Source organism: Streptomyces sp. NRRL S-378 (assembly GCF_000720645.1).
In the GTDB taxonomy this organism is placed as follows: Bacteria; Actinomycetota; Actinomycetes; order Streptomycetales; family Streptomycetaceae; genus Streptomyces.
Map to the genome: position 1 here is coordinate 39,202 of NZ_JOBX01000003.1, position 24,361 is coordinate 63,562.

26 protein-coding genes are annotated in these 24,361 nt (G+C 72.8%); 13 read left to right on the forward strand and 13 right to left on the reverse strand.

Annotated elements, in window-relative coordinates; translation table 11 throughout:
* Positions 1–21 precede the first annotated feature (21 nt).
* From IH80_RS0103290 to fabF, 4 genes are all read left to right on the forward strand, one after another.
* Complete coding sequence (locus tag IH80_RS0103290; protein WP_030957513.1) at positions 22–939, forward strand: ACP S-malonyltransferase; 918 nt, start codon at positions 22–24, stop codon at positions 937–939.
* Positions 940–958: 19 nt separating this feature from the next.
* Positions 959–1,963 carry a ketoacyl-ACP synthase III gene (locus IH80_RS0103295; RefSeq protein ID WP_030957515.1) on the forward strand — a complete coding sequence of 335 codons (1,005 nt, stop codon included), beginning with the start codon at positions 959–961 and terminating at the stop codon, positions 1,961–1,963.
* 56 nt (positions 1,964–2,019) lie between these two features.
* Positions 2,020–2,268, forward strand: coding sequence for an acyl carrier protein (locus IH80_RS0103300; protein ID WP_030657054.1), 249 nt, complete (start codon positions 2,020–2,022; stop codon positions 2,266–2,268).
* Positions 2,269–2,347: 79 nt separating this feature from the next.
* Positions 2,348–3,613, forward strand: coding sequence for a beta-ketoacyl-ACP synthase II (gene fabF, locus IH80_RS0103305; protein WP_030957516.1), 1,266 nt, complete (start codon positions 2,348–2,350; stop codon positions 3,611–3,613).
* 75 nt (positions 3,614–3,688) lie between these two features.
* Here fabF and IH80_RS0103310 read toward each other — a convergent pair whose 3' ends face one another.
* Positions 3,689–4,183: a DUF3145 domain-containing protein gene (locus IH80_RS0103310; RefSeq protein WP_030957517.1), complete on the reverse strand. Its 495-nt coding sequence runs from the start codon at positions 4,181–4,183 to the stop codon at positions 3,689–3,691.
* 249 nt (positions 4,184–4,432) lie between these two features.
* Here IH80_RS0103310 and IH80_RS0103315 point away from each other — a divergent pair, with 249 nt between their 5' ends.
* Positions 4,433–5,329: an SGNH/GDSL hydrolase family protein gene (locus IH80_RS0103315; protein WP_030957519.1), complete on the forward strand. Its 897-nt coding sequence runs from the start codon at positions 4,433–4,435 to the stop codon at positions 5,327–5,329.
* Between the two features lie 87 nt (positions 5,330–5,416).
* Here IH80_RS0103315 and IH80_RS0103320 read toward each other — a convergent pair whose 3' ends face one another.
* Positions 5,417–7,942 (reverse strand): glycoside hydrolase family 3 C-terminal domain-containing protein, encoded by a 2,526-nt coding sequence (locus IH80_RS0103320; RefSeq protein WP_078906305.1) that lies wholly within the window; start codon positions 7,940–7,942, stop codon positions 5,417–5,419.
* A 115-nt stretch (positions 7,943–8,057) separates the two neighbouring features.
* Here IH80_RS0103320 and IH80_RS0103325 point away from each other — a divergent pair, with 115 nt between their 5' ends.
* The gene (locus IH80_RS0103325) at positions 8,058–8,633 is read left to right on the forward strand and encodes a TetR/AcrR family transcriptional regulator (protein WP_030957523.1); all 576 of its coding nucleotides are present in this window, start codon (positions 8,058–8,060) and stop codon (positions 8,631–8,633) included.
* A 16-nt stretch (positions 8,634–8,649) separates the two neighbouring features.
* Here the strand turns inward: IH80_RS0103325 and IH80_RS0103330 are convergent, their stop codons facing one another.
* The gene (locus tag IH80_RS0103330) at positions 8,650–8,973 is read right to left on the reverse strand and encodes a putative quinol monooxygenase (protein WP_030957525.1); all 324 of its coding nucleotides are present in this window, start codon (positions 8,971–8,973) and stop codon (positions 8,650–8,652) included.
* Between the two features lie 92 nt (positions 8,974–9,065).
* Here IH80_RS0103330 and IH80_RS0103335 point away from each other — a divergent pair, with 92 nt between their 5' ends.
* Together IH80_RS0103335 and IH80_RS0103340 are read left to right on the forward strand one after the other, a co-directional pair.
* Positions 9,066–9,974 (forward strand): LysR family transcriptional regulator, encoded by a 909-nt coding sequence (locus IH80_RS0103335; RefSeq protein ID WP_420708753.1) that lies wholly within the window; start codon positions 9,066–9,068, stop codon positions 9,972–9,974.
* 4 nt (positions 9,975–9,978) lie between these two features.
* On the forward strand, positions 9,979–10,695 hold the full coding sequence (locus IH80_RS0103340) for a carbon-nitrogen hydrolase family protein (RefSeq protein WP_030957527.1): 717 nt from the start codon (positions 9,979–9,981) through the stop codon (positions 10,693–10,695).
* 37 nt (positions 10,696–10,732) lie between these two features.
* On the opposite strand, the gene IH80_RS0103345 is transcribed toward IH80_RS0103340, so the two are convergent.
* The 3 genes from IH80_RS0103345 to IH80_RS0103355 form a co-directional block, all read right to left on the reverse strand.
* Positions 10,733–12,319, reverse strand: coding sequence for a DUF2142 domain-containing protein (locus tag IH80_RS0103345; RefSeq protein WP_030957528.1), 1,587 nt, complete (start codon positions 12,317–12,319; stop codon positions 10,733–10,735).
* Positions 12,320–12,332: 13 nt separating this feature from the next.
* Positions 12,333–14,015: a hypothetical protein gene (locus IH80_RS0103350; protein ID WP_030957530.1), complete on the reverse strand. Its 1,683-nt coding sequence runs from the start codon at positions 14,013–14,015 to the stop codon at positions 12,333–12,335.
* Positions 14,016–14,215: 200 nt separating this feature from the next.
* Positions 14,216–14,551 (reverse strand): winged helix-turn-helix transcriptional regulator, encoded by a 336-nt coding sequence (locus IH80_RS0103355; protein ID WP_030957532.1) that lies wholly within the window; start codon positions 14,549–14,551, stop codon positions 14,216–14,218.
* Positions 14,552–14,647: 96 nt separating this feature from the next.
* Between IH80_RS0103355 and IH80_RS0103360 the strand changes: the two genes are divergently transcribed.
* Positions 14,648–15,538, forward strand: coding sequence for an NAD(P)-dependent oxidoreductase (locus IH80_RS0103360; protein WP_030957534.1), 891 nt, complete (start codon positions 14,648–14,650; stop codon positions 15,536–15,538).
* Positions 15,539–15,554: 16 nt separating this feature from the next.
* Here the strand turns inward: IH80_RS0103360 and IH80_RS0103365 are convergent, their stop codons facing one another.
* The 3 genes from IH80_RS0103365 to IH80_RS0103375 form a co-directional block, all read right to left on the reverse strand.
* Positions 15,555–16,355 carry an EI24 domain-containing protein gene (locus IH80_RS0103365; RefSeq protein WP_030957536.1) on the reverse strand — a complete coding sequence of 267 codons (801 nt, stop codon included), beginning with the start codon at positions 16,353–16,355 and terminating at the stop codon, positions 15,555–15,557.
* A 65-nt stretch (positions 16,356–16,420) separates the two neighbouring features.
* On the reverse strand, positions 16,421–16,843 hold the full coding sequence (locus tag IH80_RS0103370) for an organic hydroperoxide resistance protein (protein WP_030657091.1): 423 nt from the start codon (positions 16,841–16,843) through the stop codon (positions 16,421–16,423).
* 65 nt (positions 16,844–16,908) lie between these two features.
* Positions 16,909–17,931: an NADP-dependent oxidoreductase gene (locus IH80_RS0103375; protein WP_030957538.1), complete on the reverse strand. Its 1,023-nt coding sequence runs from the start codon at positions 17,929–17,931 to the stop codon at positions 16,909–16,911.
* A 95-nt stretch (positions 17,932–18,026) separates the two neighbouring features.
* Here IH80_RS0103375 and IH80_RS0103380 point away from each other — a divergent pair, with 95 nt between their 5' ends.
* Positions 18,027–18,449 carry a MarR family winged helix-turn-helix transcriptional regulator gene (locus tag IH80_RS0103380; RefSeq protein WP_030957539.1) on the forward strand — a complete coding sequence of 141 codons (423 nt, stop codon included), beginning with the start codon at positions 18,027–18,029 and terminating at the stop codon, positions 18,447–18,449.
* Between the two features lie 24 nt (positions 18,450–18,473).
* Here IH80_RS0103380 and IH80_RS0103385 read toward each other — a convergent pair whose 3' ends face one another.
* The gene (locus IH80_RS0103385; RefSeq protein WP_030957540.1) at positions 18,474–19,196 is read right to left on the reverse strand and encodes an SCO2400 family protein; all 723 of its coding nucleotides are present in this window, start codon (positions 19,194–19,196) and stop codon (positions 18,474–18,476) included.
* Positions 19,197–19,274: 78 nt separating this feature from the next.
* Between IH80_RS0103385 and IH80_RS0103390 the strand changes: the two genes are divergently transcribed.
* Positions 19,275–19,829, forward strand: coding sequence for a hypothetical protein (locus IH80_RS0103390; protein WP_030957542.1), 555 nt, complete (start codon positions 19,275–19,277; stop codon positions 19,827–19,829).
* Here IH80_RS0103390 and IH80_RS0103395 read toward each other — a convergent pair.
* Entirely contained in the window at positions 19,820–20,149 is a 330-nt protein-coding gene (locus IH80_RS0103395) for a hypothetical protein (RefSeq protein ID WP_030957544.1), read from the reverse strand. The genes IH80_RS0103390 and IH80_RS0103395 overlap by 10 nt on opposite strands.
* Positions 20,150–20,348: 199 nt before the next feature.
* The gene (locus IH80_RS0103400) at positions 20,349–21,059 is read right to left on the reverse strand and encodes an esterase/lipase family protein (RefSeq protein WP_030957546.1); all 711 of its coding nucleotides are present in this window, start codon (positions 21,057–21,059) and stop codon (positions 20,349–20,351) included.
* 211 nt (positions 21,060–21,270) lie between these two features.
* On the opposite strand from IH80_RS0103400, the gene IH80_RS0103405 reads away from it, so the two are divergent.
* Together IH80_RS0103405 and IH80_RS0103410 are read left to right on the forward strand one after the other, a co-directional pair.
* Positions 21,271–22,308, forward strand: a complete 1,038-nt coding sequence (locus IH80_RS0103405; protein ID WP_030957548.1) for a rod shape-determining protein — start codon at positions 21,271–21,273, stop codon at positions 22,306–22,308.
* The gene (locus IH80_RS0103410) at positions 22,305–23,888 is read left to right on the forward strand and encodes a GAF domain-containing sensor histidine kinase (protein ID WP_030957550.1); all 1,584 of its coding nucleotides are present in this window, start codon (positions 22,305–22,307) and stop codon (positions 23,886–23,888) included. Before IH80_RS0103405 ends, IH80_RS0103410 begins: the two co-directional genes overlap by 4 nt.
* 30 nt (positions 23,889–23,918) lie before the next feature.
* Here IH80_RS0103410 and IH80_RS0103415 read toward each other — a convergent pair whose 3' ends face one another.
* Positions 23,919–24,359, reverse strand: a complete 441-nt coding sequence (locus IH80_RS0103415) for an Lrp/AsnC family transcriptional regulator (RefSeq protein ID WP_030957551.1) — start codon at positions 24,357–24,359, stop codon at positions 23,919–23,921.
* Positions 24,360–24,361 lie beyond the last annotated feature (2 nt).

A 24,361-nucleotide genomic window follows, 5' to 3' on the forward strand; every position in this document is an offset into this window, starting at 1 on the left:
TCCACAAGAGAGAGTGTGAGGGTGCTCGTACTCGTCGCTCCCGGCCAAGGCGCTCAGACGCCCGGCTTCTTGACCCCCTGGCTCGACCTCCCCGGTGCCGCTGACCGCGTCGCCGAGTGGTCGGACGCCATCAAGCTGGACCTCGCCCGCTACGGCACGACGGCCGACGCCGAGGAGATCCGCGACACCGCGGTGGCCCAGCCCCTGCTGGTGGCCGCCGGTCTGCTGTCCGCCTCCGCGCTGGGTTCCACCGCGGCCTTCGGGGCCGTCGCGGGCCACAGCGTCGGTGAGATCACCGCCGCGGCCATCGCCGGCGTACTGCCCGAGAAGGACGCGCTGTCGTTCGTCCGGACCCGCGGGCTGGGCATGGCGGAGGCCGCCGCCGTCACCGAGACGGGCATGGCCGCGGTGCTCGGCGGGGAACCCGCCGTCGTCGTCGCACACCTCGAGAAGCTCGGCCTGACCCCGGCCAACATCAACGGCGCGGGCCAGATCGTGGCCGCCGGCACGATGGAGCAGATCGAAGCCCTGCAGGCCGACAAGCCCGAGGGTTCCATGAAGGTCGTTCCCCTCAAGGTCGCGGGCGCCTTCCACACGCACCACATGGCCCCCGCGGTCGCCGAGCTGGAGAAGGCCGCCGAGGCCCTGTCCCCGGCCGACCCGGCCCTGAAGTACGTCTCGAACAAGGACGGCCTCGTCGTCGCCACGGGCGCCGACGTCGTCGCCCGCCTGGTCGGCCAGGTCGCGAACCCGGTCCGCTGGGACCTGTGCATGGAGACGTTCGCCGAACTGGGCGTCACGGGGATCATCGAGCTGTCCCCCGGTGGCACCCTGACGGGTCTGGCCAAGCGCGCGCTGAAGGGCGTACCGAGCGTGGCGCTGAAGACCCCGGACGATCTCGAGAAGGCCGCGGCGCTGGTCGCCGAACTGACGGCCTGAGAGAAGGAGCCCACACAGCATGTCCAAGATCAAGCCGGCCAAGGGCTCCCCCTACGCCCGCATCCTCGGTGTCGGCGGCTACCGCCCGACCCGTGTGGTGCCCAACGAGGTCATCCTCGAGACCATCGACTCGTCCGACGAGTGGATCCGTTCCCGTTCCGGCATCGCGACCCGGCACTGGGCCTCGCCCCAGGAGACCGTCGCCGCGATGTCGGTGGAGGCCTCGGGCAAGGCGCTGGCCGACGCCGGTGTCGCCCCCGAGCGGATCGGTGCGGTGATCGTCTCCACGGTCTCGCACTTCAAGCAGACCCCGGCCGTCGCGACCGAGATCGCGCACCGGGTCGGCGCGGTGAAGCCCGCCGCCTTCGACATCTCCGCGGGCTGTGCCGGTTTCGGCTACGGCCTGACGCTCGCCAAGGGCATGGTGGTGGAGGGTTCCGCGGAGTACGTCCTCGTCATCGGCGTGGAGCGGCTCTCGGACCTCACGGACCTGGAGGACCGCGCGACGGCCTTCCTGTTCGGTGACGGCGCCGGCGCCGTCGTCGTCGGCCCCTCGGACGAGCCGGCCATCGGCCCCACGGTGTGGGGTTCGGAGGGTGACAAGTCCGACACGATCAAGCAGACCGTGCCGTGGGACGAGTACCTCGGCAGGGACGCCGGAGAGAAGTTCCCGGCCATCACGCAGGAGGGTCAGGCGGTCTTCCGCTGGGCCGTCTTCGAGATGGCCAAGGTGGCCCAGCAGGCGCTCGACGCCGCCGGGATCACCGCGGACGACCTGGACGTCTTCATCCCGCACCAGGCGAACATGCGGATCATCGATTCGATGGTGAAGACTCTGAAGCTGCCGGAGCACGTCACGGTCGCCCGTGACGTGGAGACCACCGGCAACACCTCGGCCGCCTCGATCCCGCTCGCCATGGAGCGGCTCCTGGCGACCGGAGCGGCGAAGAGCGGCGACACCGCGCTCGTCATCGGCTTCGGGGCGGGGCTCGTCTACGCCGCGACGGTCGTTACCCTCCCCTAGGGCCGGGATCCGCATCCCGGTCTGTCTTACCCAGTTACCCAGAGAAGGAGCGCCACATGGCCGCCACGCAGCAGGAGATCGTCGAGGGCCTCGCCGAGATCGTCAACGAGATCGCGGGCATCCCGGTCGAGGACGTCGAGATCGACAAGTCCTTCACCGACGACCTGGACGTCGACTCGCTGTCCATGGTCGAGGTCGTCGTCGCCGCCGAAGAGCGCTTCGACGTCAAGATCCCGGACGAGGACGTCAAGAACCTCAAGACGGTCGGCGACGCCGCGGACTACATCCTGAAGCACCAGGCCTGAGCCTGACGAGCGTTTGTCGCCACCCGGCGGTGGCGCCGTGACAATTCAGCACCCTCTGAGACGTGGAGAAAGAATTCCTGTGAGCCCGACCAATCGCACCGTGGTCGTCACCGGTATCGGCGCAACCACTCCGCTGGGTGGCGACAGCGCTTCGACCTGGGAAGGTCTGCTCGCCGGCCGTTCCGGCGTCAAGCCCCTGGAGGGCGAGCGCTTCGCCGAACTCCCGGTACGGATCGCCGCCCCGGTCGCCGTGGACCCCAGTGAGGTCCTGCCCCGGCCGCTGGCCCGCAAGCTGGACCGCTCGGCGCAGTTCGCCGTCATCGCGGCCCGCGAGGCGTGGGCCGACGCCGGCTACACCGCCCCGGCGGGCGAGGACGAGTCCGTCGCGCCCGACCGCCTGGGCACCGTGATTGCCTCCGGCATCGGCGGTGTCACCACTCTGCTCGACCAGTACGACGTACTGAAGGAAAAGGGCGTGCGCCGGGTCTCCCCGCACACCGTCCCCATGCTCATGCCGAACGGCCCCTCGGCCAACGTCGGCCTCGAGGTCAACGCCCAGGCGGGCGTCCACACCCCGGTCAGCGCCTGCGCGTCCGGCGCCGAGGCCATCGGCTACGCCGTCGAGATGATCCGTACCGGCCGTGCCGACGTGGTCGTCGCGGGCGGCACCGAGGCCGCGATCCACCCGCTGCCGATCGCCGCCTTCGCCAACATGATGGCGATGTCGAAGAACAACGAGAGCCCGCAGACTGCCTCCCGTCCGTACGACAAGGCCCGTGACGGGTTCGTACTGGGCGAGGGCGCGGGCGTCGTCGTCCTGGAGTCCGCCGAGCACGCCGCCAAGCGCGGCGCCCGGGTCTACTGCGAGGTGCTGGGCCAGGGTCTGTCCGCGGACAGCCACCACATCGCGCAGCCCGAGCCGACCGGCCGCGGTGTCGCGGCCGCGGTGCAGAACCTGCTCGACAACACGGGTCTCGACCCGGCCGAGCTGGTCCACGTCAACGCGCACGCCACGTCCACCCCGCAGGGTGACACGGCCGAGATCAAGGCCCTGCGCAAGGTCCTGGGCGACGACCTCGACCACATCGCGATCTCCGCGACCAAGTCGATGACCGGTCACCTGCTGGGCGGCGCGGGCGGCATCGAGACCGTCGCGACCGTGCTGGCCCTGTACCACCGCGTGGCCCCGCCGACGATCAACGTCGACGCGCTCGACGACGACATCGACGCGGACATCGTCGTGGACGAGCCGCGCAAGCTGCCGGCCGACGGCCCGATCTCCGCGATCAACAACTCCTTCGGGTTCGGCGGCCACAACGTCACCCTGGCGTTCCGCAGCGTCTGAGCCGGCCCCTTGTGGAAGGGCCCCGCACGGCAGTCGCGTGCGGGGCCCTTCCACGTGTACGGGGTACGTCCCGGCTCAGACGACCTGGTGGAGCCAGCGGACGGGTGCGCCCTCGCCCGCGTGGCGGAAGGGCTCCAGTTCGTCGTCCCAGGGCTTGCCGAGCAGTTTGGCGATCTCCGCCTCCAGGTCGGTCTCGCCGCGCACGGAGCGGGCCAGCGCGGCGCGCAGCCGGTCCTCCGGGATCAGGATGTCGCCGTGCAGACCGGTGACGGCGTGGAAGATGCCCAGCTCCGGTGTGGAGCTGTAGCGCTCCCCCTCGGCGGTCGGGCAGGGCTCCGCGGTCACCTCGAAGCGCAGCAGGTGCCAACCGCGCAGGGCGGAGGCGAGCTTCGAGGCGGTGCCCGCCTCGGCCTGCCAGGAGAACTCGGCTCTCCAGGTGCCCGGGGAGGCTGGCTGCCTGATCCAGTCGAGGTTCACCCGCACCCCGAGCACGCCCGCTACGGCCCATTCCACGTGCGGGCAGAGCGCGCGTGGTGCGGAATGCACGTACAGAACTCCACGTGTCGTCACCGGGACCTCCAGTGGTGGACGAGGTCGGGAATAAACTCCAGAAAACGGACAGTTTGTGACGTGATGTAATGTAACGGAAATTATTTGACATTGCGCTACGGGACCTGCGGCCGAAACGCCACGGGAAAAAGCTACCGTGCGCCAGGGGTCCTGGTGTGACGTACGGTCGCTCCAAGGCCGGTAAACACGGAGCTTTCACTCAGCAGGACCCCCCGGACGACGCGGGGTCGACAAGGAGGGGTCCTTCCCATGCGCACCACCCCCGCCCGCCACCGCGCGCGCCGTGCTCTCGCGGGCGCGGGCGCCGTGGTCGCGCTGCTGGCCGGGACCCTGACCGGGTGTCAGTCGGGCGGGCAGGCCGACCGGGGCGAGCGGGGGTCGCAGTCGGCGCCGCGGTGGAACACGGCGCCCACCTCGATCGCGGCCGTCGGTGATTCCATCACCCGTGGATTCGACGCCTGTTCGGTCCTCGCCGACTGCCCCGAGGTCTCCTGGGCCACGGGCAACGACCCCTCCGTCCGCTCCCTCGCCGCCCGGCTGCTCGGGGACGCCGCGGTGCCCGAGCGCAGCTGGAACTACGCGGTGACGGGCTCGCGGATGGCGGACCTGCCGGGCCAGCTGACGGCGGCCGCCGCGCACAAGCCCGACCTGGTCACGGTGATGGTGGGCTCGAACGACGCCTGCCGGCCCACCGCTTCGTCGATGACTCCGGTGGCGGAGTTCCGGTCCGGTTTCGAGCAGGCCCTGGCCCAGCTGCGGGCCGCGTCCCCGACCTCCCAGGTGTACGTCTCCAGCGTGCCCGACCTGCAGCGGCTGTGGGAACAGGGCAAGGACCTGCCGATGGTGCGGCAGGTCTGGAAGCTGGGCATCTGCCAGTCGATGCTCGCCGATCCGCTGTCGCTGGCCACGGGGGCCACGGCGCGGCGCGAGCAGGTGCGGGCGCGGGTGGTCGAGTACAACGAGGTGCTGCGCGAGGTCTGCGGGAAGGACGCGCTGTGCCGCTACGACGGCGGCGCAGTCTTCCAGTACCCCTTCGCGGCGGAGCAGTTGAGCCGCTGGGACTGGTTCCACCCGGGCAAGGACGGGCAGGCGCGGCTGGCGGAACTGGCGCACCGCCAGGTGACGGCCGCCGAACCGCCGCGTTGACGCCGCCGCGCGCGGAGGGTCCGGGGGCGGGTGTCAGGTCCCGCCCCCGGACCGCCTTTCAGGGGTGATTTCCGGCCATACGGTGTGTCACGCGATGTCGAGTGTGGCCGTCAGCCGGGTGTCGCCGTGCGCGTGGCTCGCGCGGACCTCGTAGGCGCCGCCGATCCGCCGCCAGGCGCGAGCTTCCTCGTCCCAGATCTCGAAGGCCCGGGCGGGCAGCGGGATCTCGGTCTCGACGCTCTCGCCGGGGCCCGCGGTGACGCTCGCGAAGGCGGCCAGCCAGCTCGCCGGCCGCTCCACGGTGTCCTCCAGGGGCGCCAGGTAGACCTGGACGACCTCGCGGCCGGGCCGGGTGCCGGTGTTGGTGAGGCGGACCCGTACGGTGTCGGCCGTGGCCTCCAGGGAGTCGTACGCCCAGTCGGTGTAGCCGAGGCCGTGCCCGAAGGGGTAGGCGGGGACGACGCCGTGCCGCTCGTAGGCCCGGTAGCCGATGAAGAGGCCCTCGCCGTACTCCAGGCGCCCGCCGGTGGGCACGACCTCGGTGACGGGCGCGTCCGCGTACCGCGCGGGCCAGGTGGTGGGCAGCCGCCCGCCCGGCTCCGCCTCCCCGAGCAGTACGTCGGCCAGCGCGGCCCCGCCCTCCTGCCCGGGGAACCAGGTCAGCAGGACGGATGCGACGTCCTCGCGCCACGGGAGTTCCACCGGGGAGCCGGCGTTGACGACGACCACGGTGTTCGGGTTGACGGCGGCCACGGCGCGCACCAGGTCGTCCTGGCGGCCCGGGAGGGCGAGGTCGCTCCGGTCGAAGCCCTCGGACTCCACGCGCTCGGTGGTGGCGACGACCACGACCGCGGTGTCGGCGGCGCGGGCGGCCGCGACCGCCTCGGCGATCAGCTCGTCGGGGTCGCGCCGCGGGCCGAGGTGGAGCAGCGAAAACATGACGGCCCGCATCGGGAGCCCGCTCGTGTCGGGGACCTGGTAGGTCAGCGACACCTCGACGGGCTCGCCCTCGGTGAGGGTGACGCCGCCCCGCACGCTGGGCGCCCCGAAGAAGGCCTCGAAGGGGTCGGCCTCGTCGCCCATCTCCTGGACGCCGCTCCACAGGGGCCGTCCGCCTACGGCGAGGGAGAAGGCGCCGAGTCCGCGGGTGCCGAAGGCGTGCTCGCCGCTCTCGCGCGGCATGAACGTACCGCGGACCTCGATGCTCGCCATGGTCGCGTAGGTGACGCCCGCGGGCAGGTCGTCGCCGATCCACTGGACCTGGCCGGTGGGCAGGGCCGCCTCGCCGAGGACCGCACCGGAGGCGTCGCGGCACACGGCGACGAGTTCGAAGCCCTGGCCGGCGGGGGTCGGCTCCTCGGAGGGGTCGGCGCCGACGGCGTAGGTGAGGGCCCCGTCCGGGAGGGCCGCGGCCAGTCCGTCGAGCGGGGAGACGATCCGTTCGGGGAAGACTGTGGCGCTGCCGCCGCCGAGCACCCGGGCGTCGCGCGCGGCGGCCCCGAGGAGGGCGACGGTGCGGCCGGCCGTGGCGTCCAGCGGCAGGGCGCCGTCCTCGTTGCGCACGAGGACGAAGCCCCGGGCGGCGAGCTCGCGGGCCAGCGCCTGGCCGTCGACCGGGGCCGGCGGGGTCTCGACGACCGCGGGGGCGCCCTCCAGGGCCCCGACGCGGGCGGCGAGGCGCAGGACGTTGCGCACGGCGTCGTCGACGGCGGACTCGGGAACCTCGCCGGCTCGGACGGCCCCGGCGAGGGCGGGTCCGTAGACGGTGGTGGGGCCGGGCATCGCCACGTCCATGCCGCCCAGGATGTCGGCGGCGGTGGAGCGGGCGGCCATCCAGTCGGAGACGTTGCAGCCGTCGAAGCCCCACTCCCCGCGCAGGACCTCGTTCACCAGGTGGTGGTGCTCGGTCATCGTCGTGCCGTTGACCTGGTTGTAGGCGGTCATGATGCCCCATGGGCGGGCGTTCTCGACGATGGCCTCGAAGGGGGCCAGGTACAGCTCGCGCAGTGGGCGCGGGGCGATGACGCTGTCGACGGTGAACCGGTCGGTCTCGGCGTCGTTGCCGACGAAGTGCTTGACCGTGGTCCCGACGCCGCCGTCCTGGACGCCGTTGACGTAGCCGCTGCCGATGACGCCGGTGAGGTAGGGGTCCTCGGAGTAGCACTCGAAGTGCCGGCCGCCGAGCGGCGAGCGGTGCAGGTTGACGGTGGGCGCGAGCAGGACGTGGACGCCCTTGCGGCGGGCCTCCTGGGCCAGGAGCCGGCCCGCGCGGCGGGCGAGCTCCGGGTCCCAGGCGGCGGCGAGGGACGTCGGGGAGGGCAGGGCGACGGACGGGTCGTCGGCGGTCCAGCGCACGCCGCGCACCCCGATGGGGCCGTCGGACATGACCAGGGAGCGCAGCCCGATGGCGGGGACCGCGGGCAGGGACCACATGTCCTGGCCCGCCAGGAGCAGGGTCTTGGTGTCGAGGTCGAGCTTGTCGAGCGCCGCCTCCACGGCGTCTTCCCGGATCTGATCGCGGACCTGATGGGCATCGGTCACGGCCGAGCCTCCTCGTCGAGAGCGGTGCGGTTGCGCGGTGCGGTGCGGTGCGGTGCGGTGCGGTGCGCCCATCGTGAACTCGATACCTGTCGAACGGTAGGGTTTGTTACCTTTTCGTGATATTCGAATGCCGTACGGTCCTCCTACGGTCCTGCCGACGGGAGTGGACGGAAGGGGTGCCATGGCGATGGCCAGGGCGAGGAGCGAGGAGCGCCGCGGGGAGATCGTCCGCGCGGCCGTCGAGGTGATCGCGGAGCGCGGCTACCGGGGGGCGTCCCTGGGTACCGTCGCGGAGCGCGTGGGCCTGACCCAGCAGGGGCTGCTGCACTACTTCCCGACCAAGGAGGCGCTGCTCGTCGCGGTGCTGGAGGAGCGCGACCGGTGGGACACCGGTGGCGGCTCGCGCGCGGCGGCGGGCACCTGGCGGCTGGACCTGCTGGCCTCGCTGGTGGACTACAACGCGATGCGCCCGGGCATCGTGCAGACCTTCTCGGCGCTGCTGGGCGAGAGCGTCACGGACGGGCACCCGGCCCGGGAGTTCTTCACCGAGCGCTACGCCCAGGTCCGCGCGGAGATGGCGGCGGTGCTGCGTGCGGAGTTCGGCGACCGCCTCCCGTCGGGTCTCACCCCGCAGGAGGCGGCGCCGCTGCTGACGGCGGTCATGGACGGCCTCCAGTACCAGTGGCTGCTGGACCCGGAGTCCGTGGACATGCCCGCCGCTTTCCGCGCCTTCCTGACCCTGCTGCGGGGCCCGGAAGCGTAGGTGTCGCAGTCGTCGTCTAGTCGACCTGGAGCTCGCCCATCCGGCTCCAGCCGGTCGCGCCCTCGATGGTGGTGCTGACGATCTCGGGCGTACGGGTCACCATCGGCCGCATGGTCTCCAGCGCGGCACGGAAGTGCTCGGAGGTGACGTGCGCTTCGGCGGCGTCGTCCTGGAAGGCCTCGACCAGCACGTAGGTGTCCGGCTCCTCCAGGCTGCGGGACCACTCGAACCAGAGGTTCCCTGGTTCGGCGCGGGTGGCGCGGGTGAACGCCGCGACCTTGTCGGGCCACGCGTCGACGTATTCGGGCTTGACGGGGAATTTCACCACAATGAAGATCACACAGGCATTTTATGCAGGTCGATCCATACCGTCAGCCCGTGGCCACGGCACGGCGGGTGACGGGCCGCCCATGAGCACGGCACATCCCTAGCATGGCCGCCATGCCGACTCCGCACAGCTTGTACGAGGTCTTCCTGCACGTCGCCCGTCTGGCGTCCTTCACGGCCGCCGCCCGCGTCCTCGGGTACACCCAGTCCGCCGTCTCCCGGCAGATCCAGACCCTGGAGGACGAGTGGGGCACCCCGCTCTTCGACCGCCTCCCGCGCGGCGTCCGCCTCACCGAGGCCGGCCGTCTCCTGCTCCCGCACGCCGAGGCCGTCGGCGAACGCCTGCGCACCGCCCGCGCCGAGCTCGACGCGCTGCGCACCCTCGGCGCGGGGCGGCTGCGGATCGGCTCCTTCTCCACCGCGGACGCCGCACTGCTGCCGCGCGCACTGGCTGCCTTCCGGGCCCGGCACCCCGCCGTCACGGTCACCCGTACCGAGGGTCCGTCCGCCAAGCACCTCGCCCTCCTCGCTGCCGGGGAGCTGGACCTCGCCGTGGTCGCCGACACCTCGGGGCGGCCGCCCCGGGACTGCACCCCGCACCACCTGCTCGACGAGCGGATGTACGTGGCCCTGCCGGGCGGCCACCGGCTCGCCGGGAGCACCGGGCTGCGGCTGGCCGAACTGGCCGACGAGGACTGGATCGCCGCCGGCACCCGCCCCGAGGAGACCCTCATGCACTCCGCGCTGGCGAGCGGCTTCCGCCCCCGCACGGGCTTCGTCGCCGCCGACTGGATCGCCAAGCAGGGCTTCGTCGCGGCCGGGCTCGGCGTCACGCTGGTCCCGGAGCTCGCCGCCTCCTCGGTCCGGCCCGACCTCGTACTCGTCCCCCTGCACCCGGACGACGCCCCGCGCCGCGGGGTCTACGCGGCCACCCCGCGCGGCATCTCCCCCTCCCCCGCCGCCTCGACCCTGCTGACCCTGCTGAAGGAGGCCGCGGACGGGTTGGCATCCTGAACCGGTGAAGATCGCCGCCGCACAGATGACGTGCGTCCCCGCCGATGTCCGCGCGAACGCCGCGCACGCCGCCGCGCTCGCCGTGACGGCCCGTGAGCAGGGCGCCGCGCTGGTGGTGTTCCCGGAGTTCACGCTCACCGGCTACGAACTCGACGCGCTCGCTGCCGACCCCGGTCTGTGGACCGGCGCGGACGACCCCCGGCTGGACCCGCTGCGCGCCGCCGGGATCGCCACCGCGGTCAACGTGGCCCTGCCGGGCGACGGCCCGCGGCCCGCCATCGCGACGCTGGTCCACGGCGCGGACGGCGCGCACGTCACGACGTACCGCAAGCAGCACCTGTTCCGGCACGAGCAGGACGTCTTCGAGGCCGGCACGGGCGACGGGTGCTTCGAGCTCCTCGGGGTCCGCTTCTCGCTGGGCGTCTGCTACGACAACCACTTCCCCGGACTGCCCGGCCGGGGCGCGGCCGCCGGCTGCCGGGTCCACCTGGCGAGCTCCCTGTACGGCACCGGCGACGGGATCCGCGAGCGCGCCACCGTGTACCCGGGGATCGCGGAACGGCACGGCCTGTACGTGGTCCTCGCCAACCACGTCGGCCCGGCGGGCCCGTGGACCGGCTGCGGCCGCTCGGCCGTGTGGGCCCCGGGCGGCGCGCTGCTCGCCGAGGCCGACGACCGCACCCCGTCGGTGGTGACCGCCGCGATCGGCCCCGCCGTCTGACGGGGCCCCCGGGCGGGACGGCGGCGGGCAGGATGCGTCAGGCGGGCTCGGGCACCCGCGAGCGGCGGCCCGTGCGCGGACTTGCGAGGTCCGGGAACCGCGGGGCGTCGTCCCTGCGGTCCGGGAGCAGGGCGGGCAGCACGACGGCGCAGGCCGCCGCCGCGTACAGGCAGGTCCACACGACCCACCCGCCGGGCGGGGCCCAGTGCGCCGAGGTCGCCACCCACGACCCCGCGGTGCCGACGGCGAACCGGCGCAGCGTCCAGTAGAAGGCCGCCACGTCGGCCAGGACGAGGGCGACGACGGAGAGGCCGACCAGCCGCCGCCAGGGCAGGCCGTGGTCGGGGGCGCGGGTGGCGCAGACGGCCACGGCCATCAGCGGCAGGCCGACGGCGAAGGGCAGCAGGTAACGGCCCTGCCACACCATGCCGATCCGCTCCGCCTGCGAGGCCTGCGCGACCACCGGCACCATCACGACGGCCACCAGCATGCCCAGCAGGGCGACGACGTCCCGGGCCCGGCCGTGGACGAGGGCCAGCACCACGACGGTGGCGAGCACCGCCATCCACACCAGGTACATGAAGGCCGGGGCGGGGGTGTCGAGCCAGCCGAAGAAGCCGAGCATCTGCTTGATGTAGACCTCGGTGTTGCCGAGGGTCCGCTTCGCGGCCACGCCCGTGGTCAGCGAGTCGGGGATGTCGATCTTCGAGTTGTCGGGGTGCTTCGCCGCCCAGAGCAGCGCACCGGCCGTCGCCAGGCCCAGCAGGGCCGTCCAGAGCCACAGGGCCTTGCGGCGCAGCACCTGTCCCAGCAGCCCGCGCCGCTGCGTCAGCAGCAGGCAGAAGACGACCGCCCCGCCGAACCAGATCAGCCCGAGCGGCCGGATGTTGATCAGCACCAGGCCGCCGATGCCGAGCCGGGCCAGTCTGCGGTTGAGCAGCACGGGGTCGGGCGACAGGACGATCGACAGCAGGGCCGTCCACACCAGGATCCCGGCGGCGATCTCGCCGCCGCTGGGGTTGACCATGCCGGACATGTAGAGCGTCATCGGCGTGGCCGCAACGAACACGCCGAGCATCGCCAGCGAGCGCCGCCGCCATTCGGCGGCCGTGACCACCGCGCTCGCCAGCAGGGCCGAGCAGAGCAGCGCCGACATGAAGCGCATGAGGTACAGCCCCTTGGGGCCGTCGACCAGCAGGCTCGGCCAGCCGGTCACCAGGTAGTAGCCGGGGTGGTAGCGGCCCGCTGCCGTGGTGGCCTGCGCGGTCTTCTCGGAATTGCCGAGCGAGGGCGCGCAGGATGCGGGCTGCCGCTGCTTCCACGAGTAGCACTCATGGACCCCGGGCAGGTTCCGGTACCACTCGGGGAGCTGCACGCCGGTCTCGGCGAAGTGCCCCTCGATGCCCGCGACCGTGTGCGGGACCATCACCTCGGTGCCGCCGATCTGGCCCCGGGCCACGGCGGCGGCACGGATGAAGTGCGCGTGCTCGTCGGGGGAGCTGCCGAGGGGGCTGGCGGCCGCCCACGAGCCCGTGAGCGTGAAGAACAGCGCGAACGAGATCAGCCAGAGCCGCCGGGGCGTCCCGGCCGACCAGTCGGCGAGTCGTGTCAGTGCGGAAGTCATCGGTCCCCCGGGGTCATCGGATGAAGCCGAGCCAGCTCTGGTCGCCGTCCTTGGAGCACGTGCCGCCGGGCGCGTACTTCGGGCAGCTCCCGTCCCGCTCCGTGATGGTGTGCGACACCCAGGGCAGGATCCGGTACGTGTTCTCCTTGGCCGGCATGTAGCGGTCGGCCATCGAGGAGGAGACCGTGCCGAGGAGGAGCAGCAGGGCGCACAGGGCTCCGATCACCGCGCCCTCACGACCGGGGAAGCCGGTGCCCGCCGTGGTCCGCGCCGGCCCGGCGTCCGCCGCGGGCTGCGTGCGGCGCTCGGCCATCCGCAGCGAGACCAGGTGGACGACCAGCGCGCACAGCAGCAGCCCGCAGTAGAGCAGCTGGTTGTTCGTGCGGGTGTAGAGCTGGACGGTCTGCGTCTCGTACATGTGCGAGGCGATGTACATGCGCATCACCCACGCGCTGATGAACATGGCGGCGATGGTGACCACCATCGGCTTGCGCATGCCCAGCCAGATCGCGGCGCCGAGGCCGACGAAGGTGACCAGGGCGAACAGCCCGACCCCGCCGTACTCGCCGGGCAGCGGCCACTCGCCGACCTTGCCGGGCATGTCCGTGCGCCACATGAGGTAGTACGCCGGGTCGGTGAAGTTGTCGAACCGGAAGTTGTAGTCCTTGGTCGTCTGGCCCTCGGTCAGCATGACCATGAGGTAGCGCCCGGCGACCACGAGGAACGCCGCCAGGGAGGCGCCGAGGAAGGCCGCGCCCTTGATCCGGCCGAGCCGGCCGTCCCGCCACGGGAAGTACAGCAGCGCGGCGAACAGCACGCCTCCCGCGCTCCACAGGAACCAGCCCGAGTAGGTGAGGAACATGAGGCCGAGCAGCGCGCCGAATCCCGCGCCCCTGAGCAGCAGCGGCCGCCAGCTCTGCGTGCCGCTGCGGCTCAGCGACACCACCATCGCCACCAGGACCGGGACCAGCACGACGAGGACGGTCTGGCTGTACGGCTTGTACGCGTCGATCAGCGCGAAGGCGGGGGCGACGCCGAAGGCGAGGGCCCGGACCGGGCCGAGGAGCATGCGCCAGCACAGGTAGACCAGCGGACCGAACGCCGCGGCGCCGAGGATCTGGAGGTCCTTGAACGCGTACGCGGTGTTGCCGCCGCGGAACCACTCGGCGTAGTGGCCAAGGGTGTGGAGGGGGGCCGGGGGGTAGACCGGCGAGCCCGAGGGACGGCCGTTGGCCACCGCCTGGGCCCATTCGACGATGCGGCCGCTGTCGCCGTTGAGCCCGAACATCGGCCAGGGCGTCCCGTGGAGGGCGAGGACCGCTCCGGCGGCGACGAAGCCGCTGGCCAGGCCGGCGAGGGCGGCGGAGGCGAACCGGGTGGCGAGGTCGAAGTGCCGGCCCCCGCGCAGTCGCACGGCCAGCGCCACCGCACCGATGAAGACCAGGCCTATGAGCGCGAACCGCAGCTGGATCGCGGCGAGGCCGCTGACCTGCGCGATCCGGTCCAGGGGGTTCAGCTTGAAGCCGCGGACCAGCAGCGGGAGCACGAGCGCCGCGGCGAAGGCGACGACGGCTTCGAGGAGCAGGAGCGTGCCGCGGGAGCCGATCCCACGCCGGGCGGCCGGTATCGGGCGGGCGGGCGCGGCCGGTCCGCCCGGGGGCAGCACGGTCGCCGTGCCCTCGGTACTGACTGTCACTGCTGTGTCCCTACTGCTGGTCGGTCCTCGGCCCGGTGGCCGGTGGTGGCTCGGCAAGCCGCTGCGCGACTCCGGCCCCCCGCCGAAGCTCCGGGCCAGGGCGGACTCAAGGGCAGTGGGAGACAGCCTTGGCATTTGCTGCCATGCATACTACGGGTCCGCCGGGGATGGACGGGGTCCGGCAACCGGTCTCCGGCCGGCTAGGCCGGATCCGGGAGGAGGTGCTTCGTACCCCACTGCCCCAACGGCTCCAGGGCCGCGTTCAGATCCTGTCCCAGCGCGGTCAGGGAGTACTCGACGCGCGGCGGCACTTCGTCGTACACCTCGCGGTGGACGATGCCGTCGGTCTCGAGCTCGCGCAGCTGGGCGGCGAGCACCTTCTCGGAGACGCCGGGGACGAGCCGGCGCAGCTCGCCGAAGCGGCGCGGGCGCTGCTCCAGCGTCCACAGGAGCGACACCTTCCATTTGCCGTCGATCACGGACATCGCCGCGGCGATCCCGCACTCGTCCGCACCGGGCCTCCGTGTCACCGCCATCGCACATCCTCCCCACCTGCTCGCTCACCTCGGGGTAACCACCCACTCCGAAGTGCGTACTTGAGCACCGCACTGCCTGCAACCAGGCTAAACGCCATGACCGACACCACATCGCGGAAATCGCTCACCCTGCTCGGCCTCGGCGACATGGGCACCACCCTCGCCCGCACCTGGCTCGCCGCCGGGCACTCCCTGACCGTCTGGAACCGCACCCCCGCCAAGGCCGCACCGCTCGCCGCAGAGGGCGCCGTCGCCGCCCCGAGCGCCGCGGCGGCCGTCGCGGCGAACGAGCTGGTCGTGACCTGCCTCCTGGACGACGCCAGCGTGCGTTCCACCCTGGACGGCATCGACCTGACCGGCAAGGACCTCGTCGACCTCACCACCGGCACCCCGGCCGAGGCCCGGGCCCGGGCCGCCTGGGCGGAGGCCCGCGGCGCCCGGTACACCGATGGCGGGATCATGGCCACGCCCACGATGATCGGCGTTCCCGAGGCCGGCGGATACGTCTTCTACAGCGGCTCGCGCGCCCTCTTCGACACCCACCGCGCGACGCTGGAGGTCCCGGCCGGTGCCCGCTTCGTCGGGGAGGACCCCGGGCACGCCGCCCTGCACGACGTGGCGCTGCTGAGCGCGATGTACGGGCTGTTCGCCGGCATCTCGCACGCCTACGCGCTGACCGAAGGCGAGGACATCGCCCCGAAGGACCTGTCTCCGCTGCTGTCCGAGTGGCTGGGTGCGATGGGCTTCTTCGTCGGCAACGCCGCCGAGCGGCTCACCTCGCGGGACTTCACCAGCGGGGTGGTGTCGAACCTCGCCATGCAGGTCGCAGCGAGCGGCACCCTGCTGCGCACCGCCGAGGAGCAGCAGGTCAGCGCCGAGCTGATCTCCCCGTACCTGGATCTGATGCGCCGCCGGCTGACCGCGGACCCGGCCGCCCACGGCGGGGAGGACACGGCGGGGGCCATCCTGCTGCTGAAGCAGCGGTAGGGCTCCGCGGGGACGCCTACGAGAACGCGGGCGGCGGCGGTCCGAAGCCGGCGGGTGCGGCCTCGGCGGCCGGGGTGTCGTCGGTGCGCATCAAGTCGCGCGCCATCAGCGTGGCCCCCGCCACCGCGCCCGGCATCAGGAACACCGCGACGAGCGGCACCAGGAAGGCCAGCACCAGCGGCACTCCGAAGCCCAGCACGAGCAGCCGCCGTGACCGCAGCAGCACCAGCCGCTCGGGCAGCTCCATCTTGCGGCGCTGGAGGGCCACGGAGGTGAGCTCCTGGGTCAGGAAGTAGCCGGAGACGCAGAAACCGAGCACCGGGACGACCGTCTGGCCGATCACCGGGACGAAGCCGAGCGCGAAGAGCCCGATGCCGTACAGCACCACCCGGCCCAGCACCTTGAGGCTGTCCCGGGCGGAGATCCACAGCTCCCGCCAGAGCGGGAGGCCCGACTGCGGGACCTCGCCGCCCTCGCTGCGGTCGACCTGCTCCGAGAGGGACTCGTAGAAGGGCTGGCCGATCAGCAGGGTCACCGCGGTGAAGGTGATCACCGCGAGGAAGAGCCCGAAGCCGAAGAACAGGGCGGTGAGGAAGCCGCGGAAGAGGCCGAGCCAGGGGGCTGACCAGTCGTCGGCGAACGGGGTCGCCCAGGCGGTCAGGTCGTCGGCGCCGTAGCCGAGCCCGATGAGGGCGCCGGCGTAGAGGGCGAGCGAGACGAGGCCGGGCAGCAGCCCGAAGCCCAGCCACCGGCCGTGTCGCAACACCCATCGCTGTCCGGCCAGCAGGTACCGGAAGCCCCCCGCAAGATCGTGCATGGCGCCAGTCTACGGCGAGGGCCGCACCCCGATCGGGGTGCGGCCCTCGCTGTGCGGCTGCCGGATCAGACGGCGAGCTCGACGGTGATGTTGCCGCGGGTGGCCTTGGAGTACGGGCAGACCTCGTGGGCCTTCTCGATGAGCTCCTTGGCGGTGGCGGCGTCCACGTTCGGGATCACGGCGGAGATCTTGACGATCAGGCCGAAGCCCTCGTCGTTCTTGCCGATGCCGACCTCGGCGGTGACCGTGGAGCCGGAGATGTCGGCGTTCACGTTCTTGGCGACGACGCCCAGGGCGCCCTGGAAGCATGCGCTGTAGCCGGCGGCGAAGAGCTGCTCCGGGTTGGTGCCGGCGCCGCTGCCGCCGAGCTCCTTGGGCGGGTTCACGACGACGTCGAGCTGGCCGTCGTTCGTGGCGACTCGGCCGTCGCGGCCGTTCTCGGCGGTGGCCACGGCGGTGTACGCGACGTCGGACTGCTGGATGGACATGAAGAATGTTCCTCCTGGTAATCGCCGCGACTCGCGCCCACGGTCACGACGGTTGTGGGGTGAGCCTAACCGGTGAAGGAAACGATCATCTTTCCGGTGTTCTCTCCGCGGAGCATGCCCAGGAAGGCGGAGGTGGCGTTCTCGACGCCCTCGACGACCGTCTCGTCGTAGCGCAGCTCACCGGAGCGCAGCCATCCGGCGACGTCCTGGACGAACTGCTGCTGGAGTCCGGCGTGGTCGTTGACGAGGATGCCCTGCAGGCGCAGCCGCTTGCCGATGACCTGCATCAGGTTGCGCGGGCCGGGGGCGGCCTCGGTGTCGTTGTAGTGGGCGATCGCACCGCAGAGGGTGGCGCGGCCTCCCACGTTCATGGAGGAGATGGCGGCCTCCAGGTGGTCGCCGCCGACGTTGTCGAAGTAGACGTCGATGCCCTCGGGGGCGGCGGCGGGCAGCTGCTCGGCGACGGGGCCGTTCTTGTAGTTGAAGGCGGCGTCGAAGCCGTACTTCTCCGTGAGGAGCGTCACCTTCTCGTCCGAGCCGGCGGAGCCGACGACCCGGGACGCGCCCTTGATCTTCGCGAACTGGCCGACGAGGCCGCCGACCGCGCCCGCGGCGCCGGAGACGAAGACGGAGTCGCCCTCCTTGAAGGAGGCGACCTCGAAGAGGCCGGCGTAGGCGGTCAGGCCCGGCATACCGAGGACACCGAGGTAGGTGGAGAGCGGGGCGAGGGAGGCGTCGACCTTGGTGGCGTGCTTGGCGTCCAGGTCCGCGTACTCGCGCCAGCCCAGGCCGTGCAGGACGTGGTCGCCGACGGCGAAGCCCTCGGCGTTGGAGGCGACGACCTCGCCGACCGCGCCGCCCTCCATCGGCCGGTCGAGCTGGAAGGGCGGGATGTAGGACTTCACGTCGTTCATCCGGCCGCGCATGTACGGGTCCACGGACATGTGCAGGTTGCGCACGAGGATCCGGCCTGCGGCGGGCTCGGCGGACACGGGCACCTCGCGCAGGGCGAAGTCCTCGGCGACGGGCCAGCCCTGCGGGCGACGGACGAGGTGCCACTCGCGGCTCACGGCGGGGATCTCAGACATTGCGGCGCTCCTGGTCAGAACGAATTGCTTCACTAGGTGAAACAACCATGCGCCTGGATATTTCATGTTGTCAAGTAAATGGGTACGCTGGATCCATGCCCAGTCATCGCGCAGACCCAGTGACCGTCGAGGTCGTCGAACTCATCGGCGACGTCGTGAGCCGGTACCACATGGAGTACGAGCACGCGGCAGCCAGCCATCAGCTGACCGGCGCCCAGGCCAAGGTGCTGAACCTGCTCTCCCTGGAGCCGACGCCCATGCGCCGCATCGCACAGAAGCTCCGGTGCGAGCCCTCGAACGTGACGGGCATCATCGACCGGCTGGAGGGCCGCGGCCTGGTGGAGCGCCGTCCGGATCCCGCCGACCGGCGGGTCAAGCTGGCCGCCCCCACCGAGGAGGGCCTGCGGACGGCGGAGCGGCTGCGCGAGTCGCTGGACTTCGCGCGCGAGCCCCTGGCCGGGCTGTCCCCGGCGGAGCGGGCCGTGCTGCGGGACCTGCTCAAGCGGATGCTGGCCTGATCCGGCCGGACCGCGGGCAGGGGGCTACGAGCAGAAGATCCAGAGCACGCAGCTCTTGGTCGGCTTGGGCGTGGGCGACTGCGTCGGCGGAGCCGGGGGCGGCGCCTGGGTGCTGCCGGTGACGCCCTGCGAGGGCGTGCCGGAGCCGGAAGCCTGTACGGACGGCCCGCGCCCGGGGGTCACCGACGCCGAGCCCGACAGGGTCGGGGCGGGGGCGGACTCCGTCGGGCCGGGCTGACCTGCGCTCCCGGTGGGCGCCCCGCTCCCGGACTTCTTCGTGGTCGAGCCGCCGGACTTCGCGGTGGCCCTGCCGGAGCCGGTGGGCACCGCGGCCGTCGGTGCCTGCGACAGCTGAGCGGGATCCCTGGGCGCGTCGTCCACCAGGACGACGTCGGAGGCCCGGTCGGTGCGCTCCCCGTCGGCAGCCATGCCCGCCACCATCAGGGAGCCCGCGGTCGCGAGCAGCACCCCGAGCGAGAGGGACACCACGGTGCGGCGGCGGCGCCGGTTCGCGGCCCGGCGCCGGGCGCCGGACCTGCGTCCCTCGGGGGCGGAGAGGACCACGAGCGAGTCCGCGTACACGTCGGCCGGGGCGGCCGGCGGATCGGCGGCGGGCCCCTCGACCGCGGGCGGCGGGGGCGGACCGGCAGTGGGGGCGGCGGGTATCAGGTACTCGGCGGGCGTTCCGCATCCGGCGCACGCCAGTGCGCCGTTGAGGTGCCTCCGGCAGGCGTGGCAATAGTTCATGGCGCCCGCAGGCTACGTGCTGGGGGACAACATCCGGATCCCGAGAACGTAAGGATCCTGTGTGGAATCGTTCCCTCCATGACTTCTTTCGGGCCGGCCGCGTTCCAGTTGGTGCTGTTGCGGCGGATGGCGGACTTCCAGCCGGACCTCGCCGACGAGGCCCGCCGGCGGCTGGGCGCCTCGCTCGCGGACCAGCGGGAGGCGAACAAGCGCTGGCAGGCGATGGTCCGCTCACCGCGCTCGCGCGGGGCGCTGGCCCGGTACCGCTCGGTGCTCGGACCGCCCGAGTCCACCGGGCAGCGCGCGATCGGCGACCTGGAGTGCGAGGCCCTGCTGTGGCGGCTGCCGCTCTGGCCGGACCTGCGCTTCGAGGTGCTGGCCGCGCCGGACGGGGCGGTGTGGAACGAGTGGCTCGTACGGGCCCCGGGCGCGCGGGGGCCCGTACTGGAGTCGCCGGACGACCTGCTGCCCTGGTCGGCGACGGTGGACGAGGTGGCGCGGGCCTTCGCGCCCGTACGGCCGATGGAGGGCACCGCGCCGACCCGCTGGCGCCTCGCCTTCACCGCGCGGGGGCGGCCCTGCGTGGCGGAGTTCACCTACGGCCTGCTCCAGCGCGTGGGCCCTCAGACGTGATGGTGGGCGCCGCGGGCTGGGCGCGTGATCCGTCGGACGCGCGACAGGGCGTATCCGGCCGTCACGTACCCCGCACCGGCCGACAGGGGTCCGAGCGCGGCGAGGACCGGCAGGGCCGACGACCCCAGCGGGTCGCGGGGCTGCTCCCGGCGGTGGCCGGGGCAGGGGGGCGGCAGGCCGCCGGCCGGCTCCGGGCAGGAGGCGGGCGCCAGGACGACCGTGCTCTCCGGGCCCAGTTCGAGGACCGGCTCGCTGCCCCTGCTCACGGCCTGCCGCGCGAGCAGGAGGACGACGGCGAGCAGTGCCGTCCCGGCCGCCATGCACACTCCGCCGTAGAGGCAGGTAAGGCGCAGACGGGTGACGGAACGCCGTGGCGGCGCAGGCCGCTCGTGGGTGGCGCGGGAGCGGACCCGGTCCGGCATCGGCACTTCCCCCTCAGGACGCGGCGGCCTCCCCCACTGCCGCCCGTACCTCCCAAGCAGCGCGTCGGCAGTGGCCGCCGCCCGGCCCGGGGGCGCGCTACGACGCGAGGAAGGCGCGCACTCCGGCCGAGGTCCCGTCGTCGCCGAGCAGGTCGTTGTGCGCCAGGCAGCCGACCGGTGTGTTGGTGGCGCCCGTGAGCGGGACGCTGTCGTCGGGGTTGATCACCTCGTCGCAGTCCGACCAGAAGGTCGCGTACTTCACCTCACCCGGGGTGGCGTCCCCGCTGCCCAGGTTCTTCACCACGTACGACCCGGGGGTCATGTCCCGGCAGGCCTGGTCCCACAGGGCGCAGGCCCAGGCGGTGGAGGTGCCGCGGTTGGGGCCGGCCAGGGACACCCAGTGGTCGACGGTGGCCGTGCCCCCGCCGAACTTGACGTACCAGCGGCTCACCAGCGAGCCGAAGGAGTGCGCCACGACGTCGACCTTGGCGGCACCGGTCTCCCGGCGGACCTGCTCGACGTAGGCGCCGAGCCGCCCGGCGAGGACCTCGTTGACGGACTGGTGGGTGTCGTAGCCGAAGGAGAACAGCTCCGCGTCGGTGTACCCGGCGGCGCGCAGGTCGCCGCGGAGTGCTCCCCAGACGCCGGGGTCGGCGTTGTACCCGTGCACGAAGACCACCGGGCTGCGCGGTGATGCCCGGTCAGCGGCGGGGGCGGGGCCCCGGCCGGAGGCATGGGCCGCGGCGGACGCCGTGAGCGCCAGGCAGAGCGTCAGGAGCGCGACCAGTCCCTGTCGTACCGTCAGCATCGGTGCCCCCTTACCTTGTTACGCGCGAGTAGCGCGTGCGGTGCGGGCATGGTGGTGCCTGTCGGTACAGAAATCCACCCCCATGCAGCCGCGACACACCCACGGCCGGAGCATTCCAACGGGCGGATAGTCCGAAATGCCCGAGATGATAGGACAAGCGACCGGCACTTCCGCCGGTCCTCTTGCGTCAGCGCTCTCGGGAGGTACTGCCGTGACCGTCAGTCTTGAGCAGTTGCGCCGCTGCCACGTCGCCGTCGACCTGGGGGCGGCCAGGACCCGCGTGTACGTCAAGGGCGCCGGCCTCGTGGTCGACGAACCCAGCGTCGCCGCGGTCAACACGCGCACCGGCGCACTCATCGCCGTCGGCACCTTCGCCGAGCGGATGACCGGCCGCACGCCCGACTACATCAGGGTCGTGCGCCCCGTCTCCGGCGGCACCGTCGTCGACATCGAGATGGCCCAGCGGATGCTGCGCCACCTCCTCGGCGAGAAGCTGCGGCGCGCCCTGCGGCGCAAGCCCCGGCTGCGGGCGGCCGCCTGCACCCCGCACGACGCGGACCCGCTCGCCCAGCGGGCCGCCGTGGAGACCCTGGTCGGCCTCGGGGCGCGGCGCGTCGAACTGGTCGACACCCTGATCGCGGCGGCCGTCGGCTGCGGACTGCCCGTGGAGCAGCCGACCGCGACGATGATCATGGTGTGCGGGGCTGCGGCCACCCAGGTCGCCGTCCTCTCCCTCGGCTCGATCGTCACCGCCCAGCGCATCCCCGTCGGCGGCGAGGCCATCGACCACGCCGTCGTCCAGCACCTGCGCCACGCGCACGAGCTGATGCTGCCCAGCCAGGCCGTCCGGCCGCTCCAACTGGCCCTGCACGGCAACGGCCTCACCTCCGAGGGACCGGCCTCCACCCTCATCCACGGCCGTGACGTGGCCACCGGCCTGGCACGCTCCGTCCACGTGGACACCGCGGCCGTGCGCGACGCCATCCACACCCCGCTGACCGCCGTCCTCGACGGGATCGGCAAGGTGCTGCGCGACTGCCCGCCCGACCTCGTGGCCGACCTGACGGACCGGGGGATCATGATGGTGGGCGGCAGCGCCCTGCTGCCGGGCCTGGACCAGATGCTGCGGGACGCCACCGGGATGCCGGTCGCCATCGCCGAACGGCCGGACGTGTGCGCCGTACTGGGTCTCGGCGCGATGCTCGAAGGGAAGATCGCACCCATGGTCCTCAACCCGCTGGCCGGATGACGGACGCAGGGCAGGAGAGGCCCGCCGACCGGTCCGACGAGGACCCGGCGGGCCTCCCCGTGCTGCTGGAGGCGGTACTGAGCGTCGGCTCCGAACTGGAACTGCGCGCCACCCTCCAGCACATCGTGGACTCCGCGGCCACGCTGTGTTCGGCCCGGTACGGCGCGCTCGGGATCCTCGACCCCGAGCGCGTCCTGGTGACCGCGCTGTTCACGTCGGGCCTGACCGAGGAGCAGCGGGCGGCCGTCCCCCACCTGCCCGACGGCCGCTCCGGCCTGCTCGGGGTCCTCGCCCGGGACCCTCGGCCGCTGCTCCTGGACGACCTCACCCAGGACCCCCGGGCGGCCGGCTTCCCGCCCGGCCACCCGCCCATGCACAGCTTCCTGGGCGTTCCGATCCGGGTCCACAACGAGGTCTTCGGCAACCTCTACCTCACCGAGAAGCGCGGCGGCGGCCCCTTCACCGAGGAGGACCTCGCCCTGGTGCGCGTCCTGGCCGCACAGGCCGGCATAGCGATCGGCAACGCCAGGCTGTACGAGACCGCGCGCCGCCGGGAACGCTGGATCGACGGGGCCGCCGCCGTGACCACGACCCTGCTGGCGGGACGTCCCGCGGCGGACGCCCTGATGTGCGTGGCCGAACGGGCCCGGCTGCTCGCCGACGCCGCGGCCGGGGTGGTGCTCCAGCCGACCCCCGAGGGCGGCATGAAGATCGTGGCCGCCTCCACCCAGGGGGATCCCGGGGACCTCGTGGGGACGGCCATCGCCCCCGGATCGCCGGTACTGGAACAACTCCTGGGCGGCGAACCCGTCTTCGTCGACGACTCGGCCACCGACCCGCGGATGACCACGCACGTGCGGACGCGGTTCGGGCCGAGCATGATGCTTCCGCTCCAGAGCGGCGGCCAGCTGATCGGCACCCTGGCCCTGCCGCGCGCCCGGGGCGGCCCGGCGTACGACGCGGTGGACCGGCTGCTCGCCTCGCAGTTCGCCTCGCAGGCCGCACTGGCCCTCGTCCTGGCCGACGCCCAGCACGACCGGGAACAGCTCGCGGTGTACGAGGACCGCGACCGGATCGCGCGGGACCTGCACGACCTGGTGGTCCAGCGGCTCTTCGCCACCGAGATGATGCTGGAGAGCACGCGGCGGCGCGCCGAGAACGCCCCCTCCGGGGACACCGTCGGCGACGAACTCACCCGCGCCGTCGACGAGCTCGACTCCACCATCCAGGAGGTCCGCACGGCCATCTTCGCCCTCCAGCAGCCGCCGACCGACGCCCCGACCACCTTCCGGGGGCGGGTCCTGCGCGAGACGGACGGCGCGGCGGTCCTGCTCGGCTTCCAGCCGTCGGTGCACTTCGCGGGCGCGGTGGACGCCCTGCTCCCGCCGACCGTGGCGGGCGACCTGCTCACGGCCCTGCGCGGAGCCCTGGCCGCCGCGCACCGGCGCAACCGGGTCACCTCGATCGAGGTGGTGGTGGACGCGTCGTCCCCGGGCCGGGTCCGTCTGACCGTGACCGACGACGGGCGTACGGAAGCGGGGGCGCGGGGCACGACGCTGACGTGGGAGTCGGCGCTCTGACGGCGTCGGCGCGGCCGGCCCGGGACTGCGTCAGAGCCGGCCGGGGCGGTCGGCCGCGCGCAGGGCGATCCGGGTGTTGGACTGGGCCACCCCGGCCTCCCGCTTCAGGCGGCGCAGCAGACCGTCGAGGGCTGCGGGGTCGGCGGCCCGGGCGCGTACGAGGTAGTCGTGCGCGCCGGTCACGTGCACGACCTCGGTGATCCCGGGCAGCCCCGCGACCTGACGCTCGAACTCCTCGTTGGTGGTGTCCTGGCGCAGGGTGACGTCGATGAAGACGACGAGACCGCCGGCGGTGTCGGCGGCAGGATCCACCACGACGGTGAACCCGCGGATCACCCCCTCCCGGCGCATCCGCCGCACCCGGTCCGCGGTGGCGTTGGCGCTGAGGCCGACGCGTACGCCGAGATCACGATACGAGATCCGCGCATCCTGCTGCAGGATGCCGAGGATTTCCCTGTCGAGGCGGTCCATGC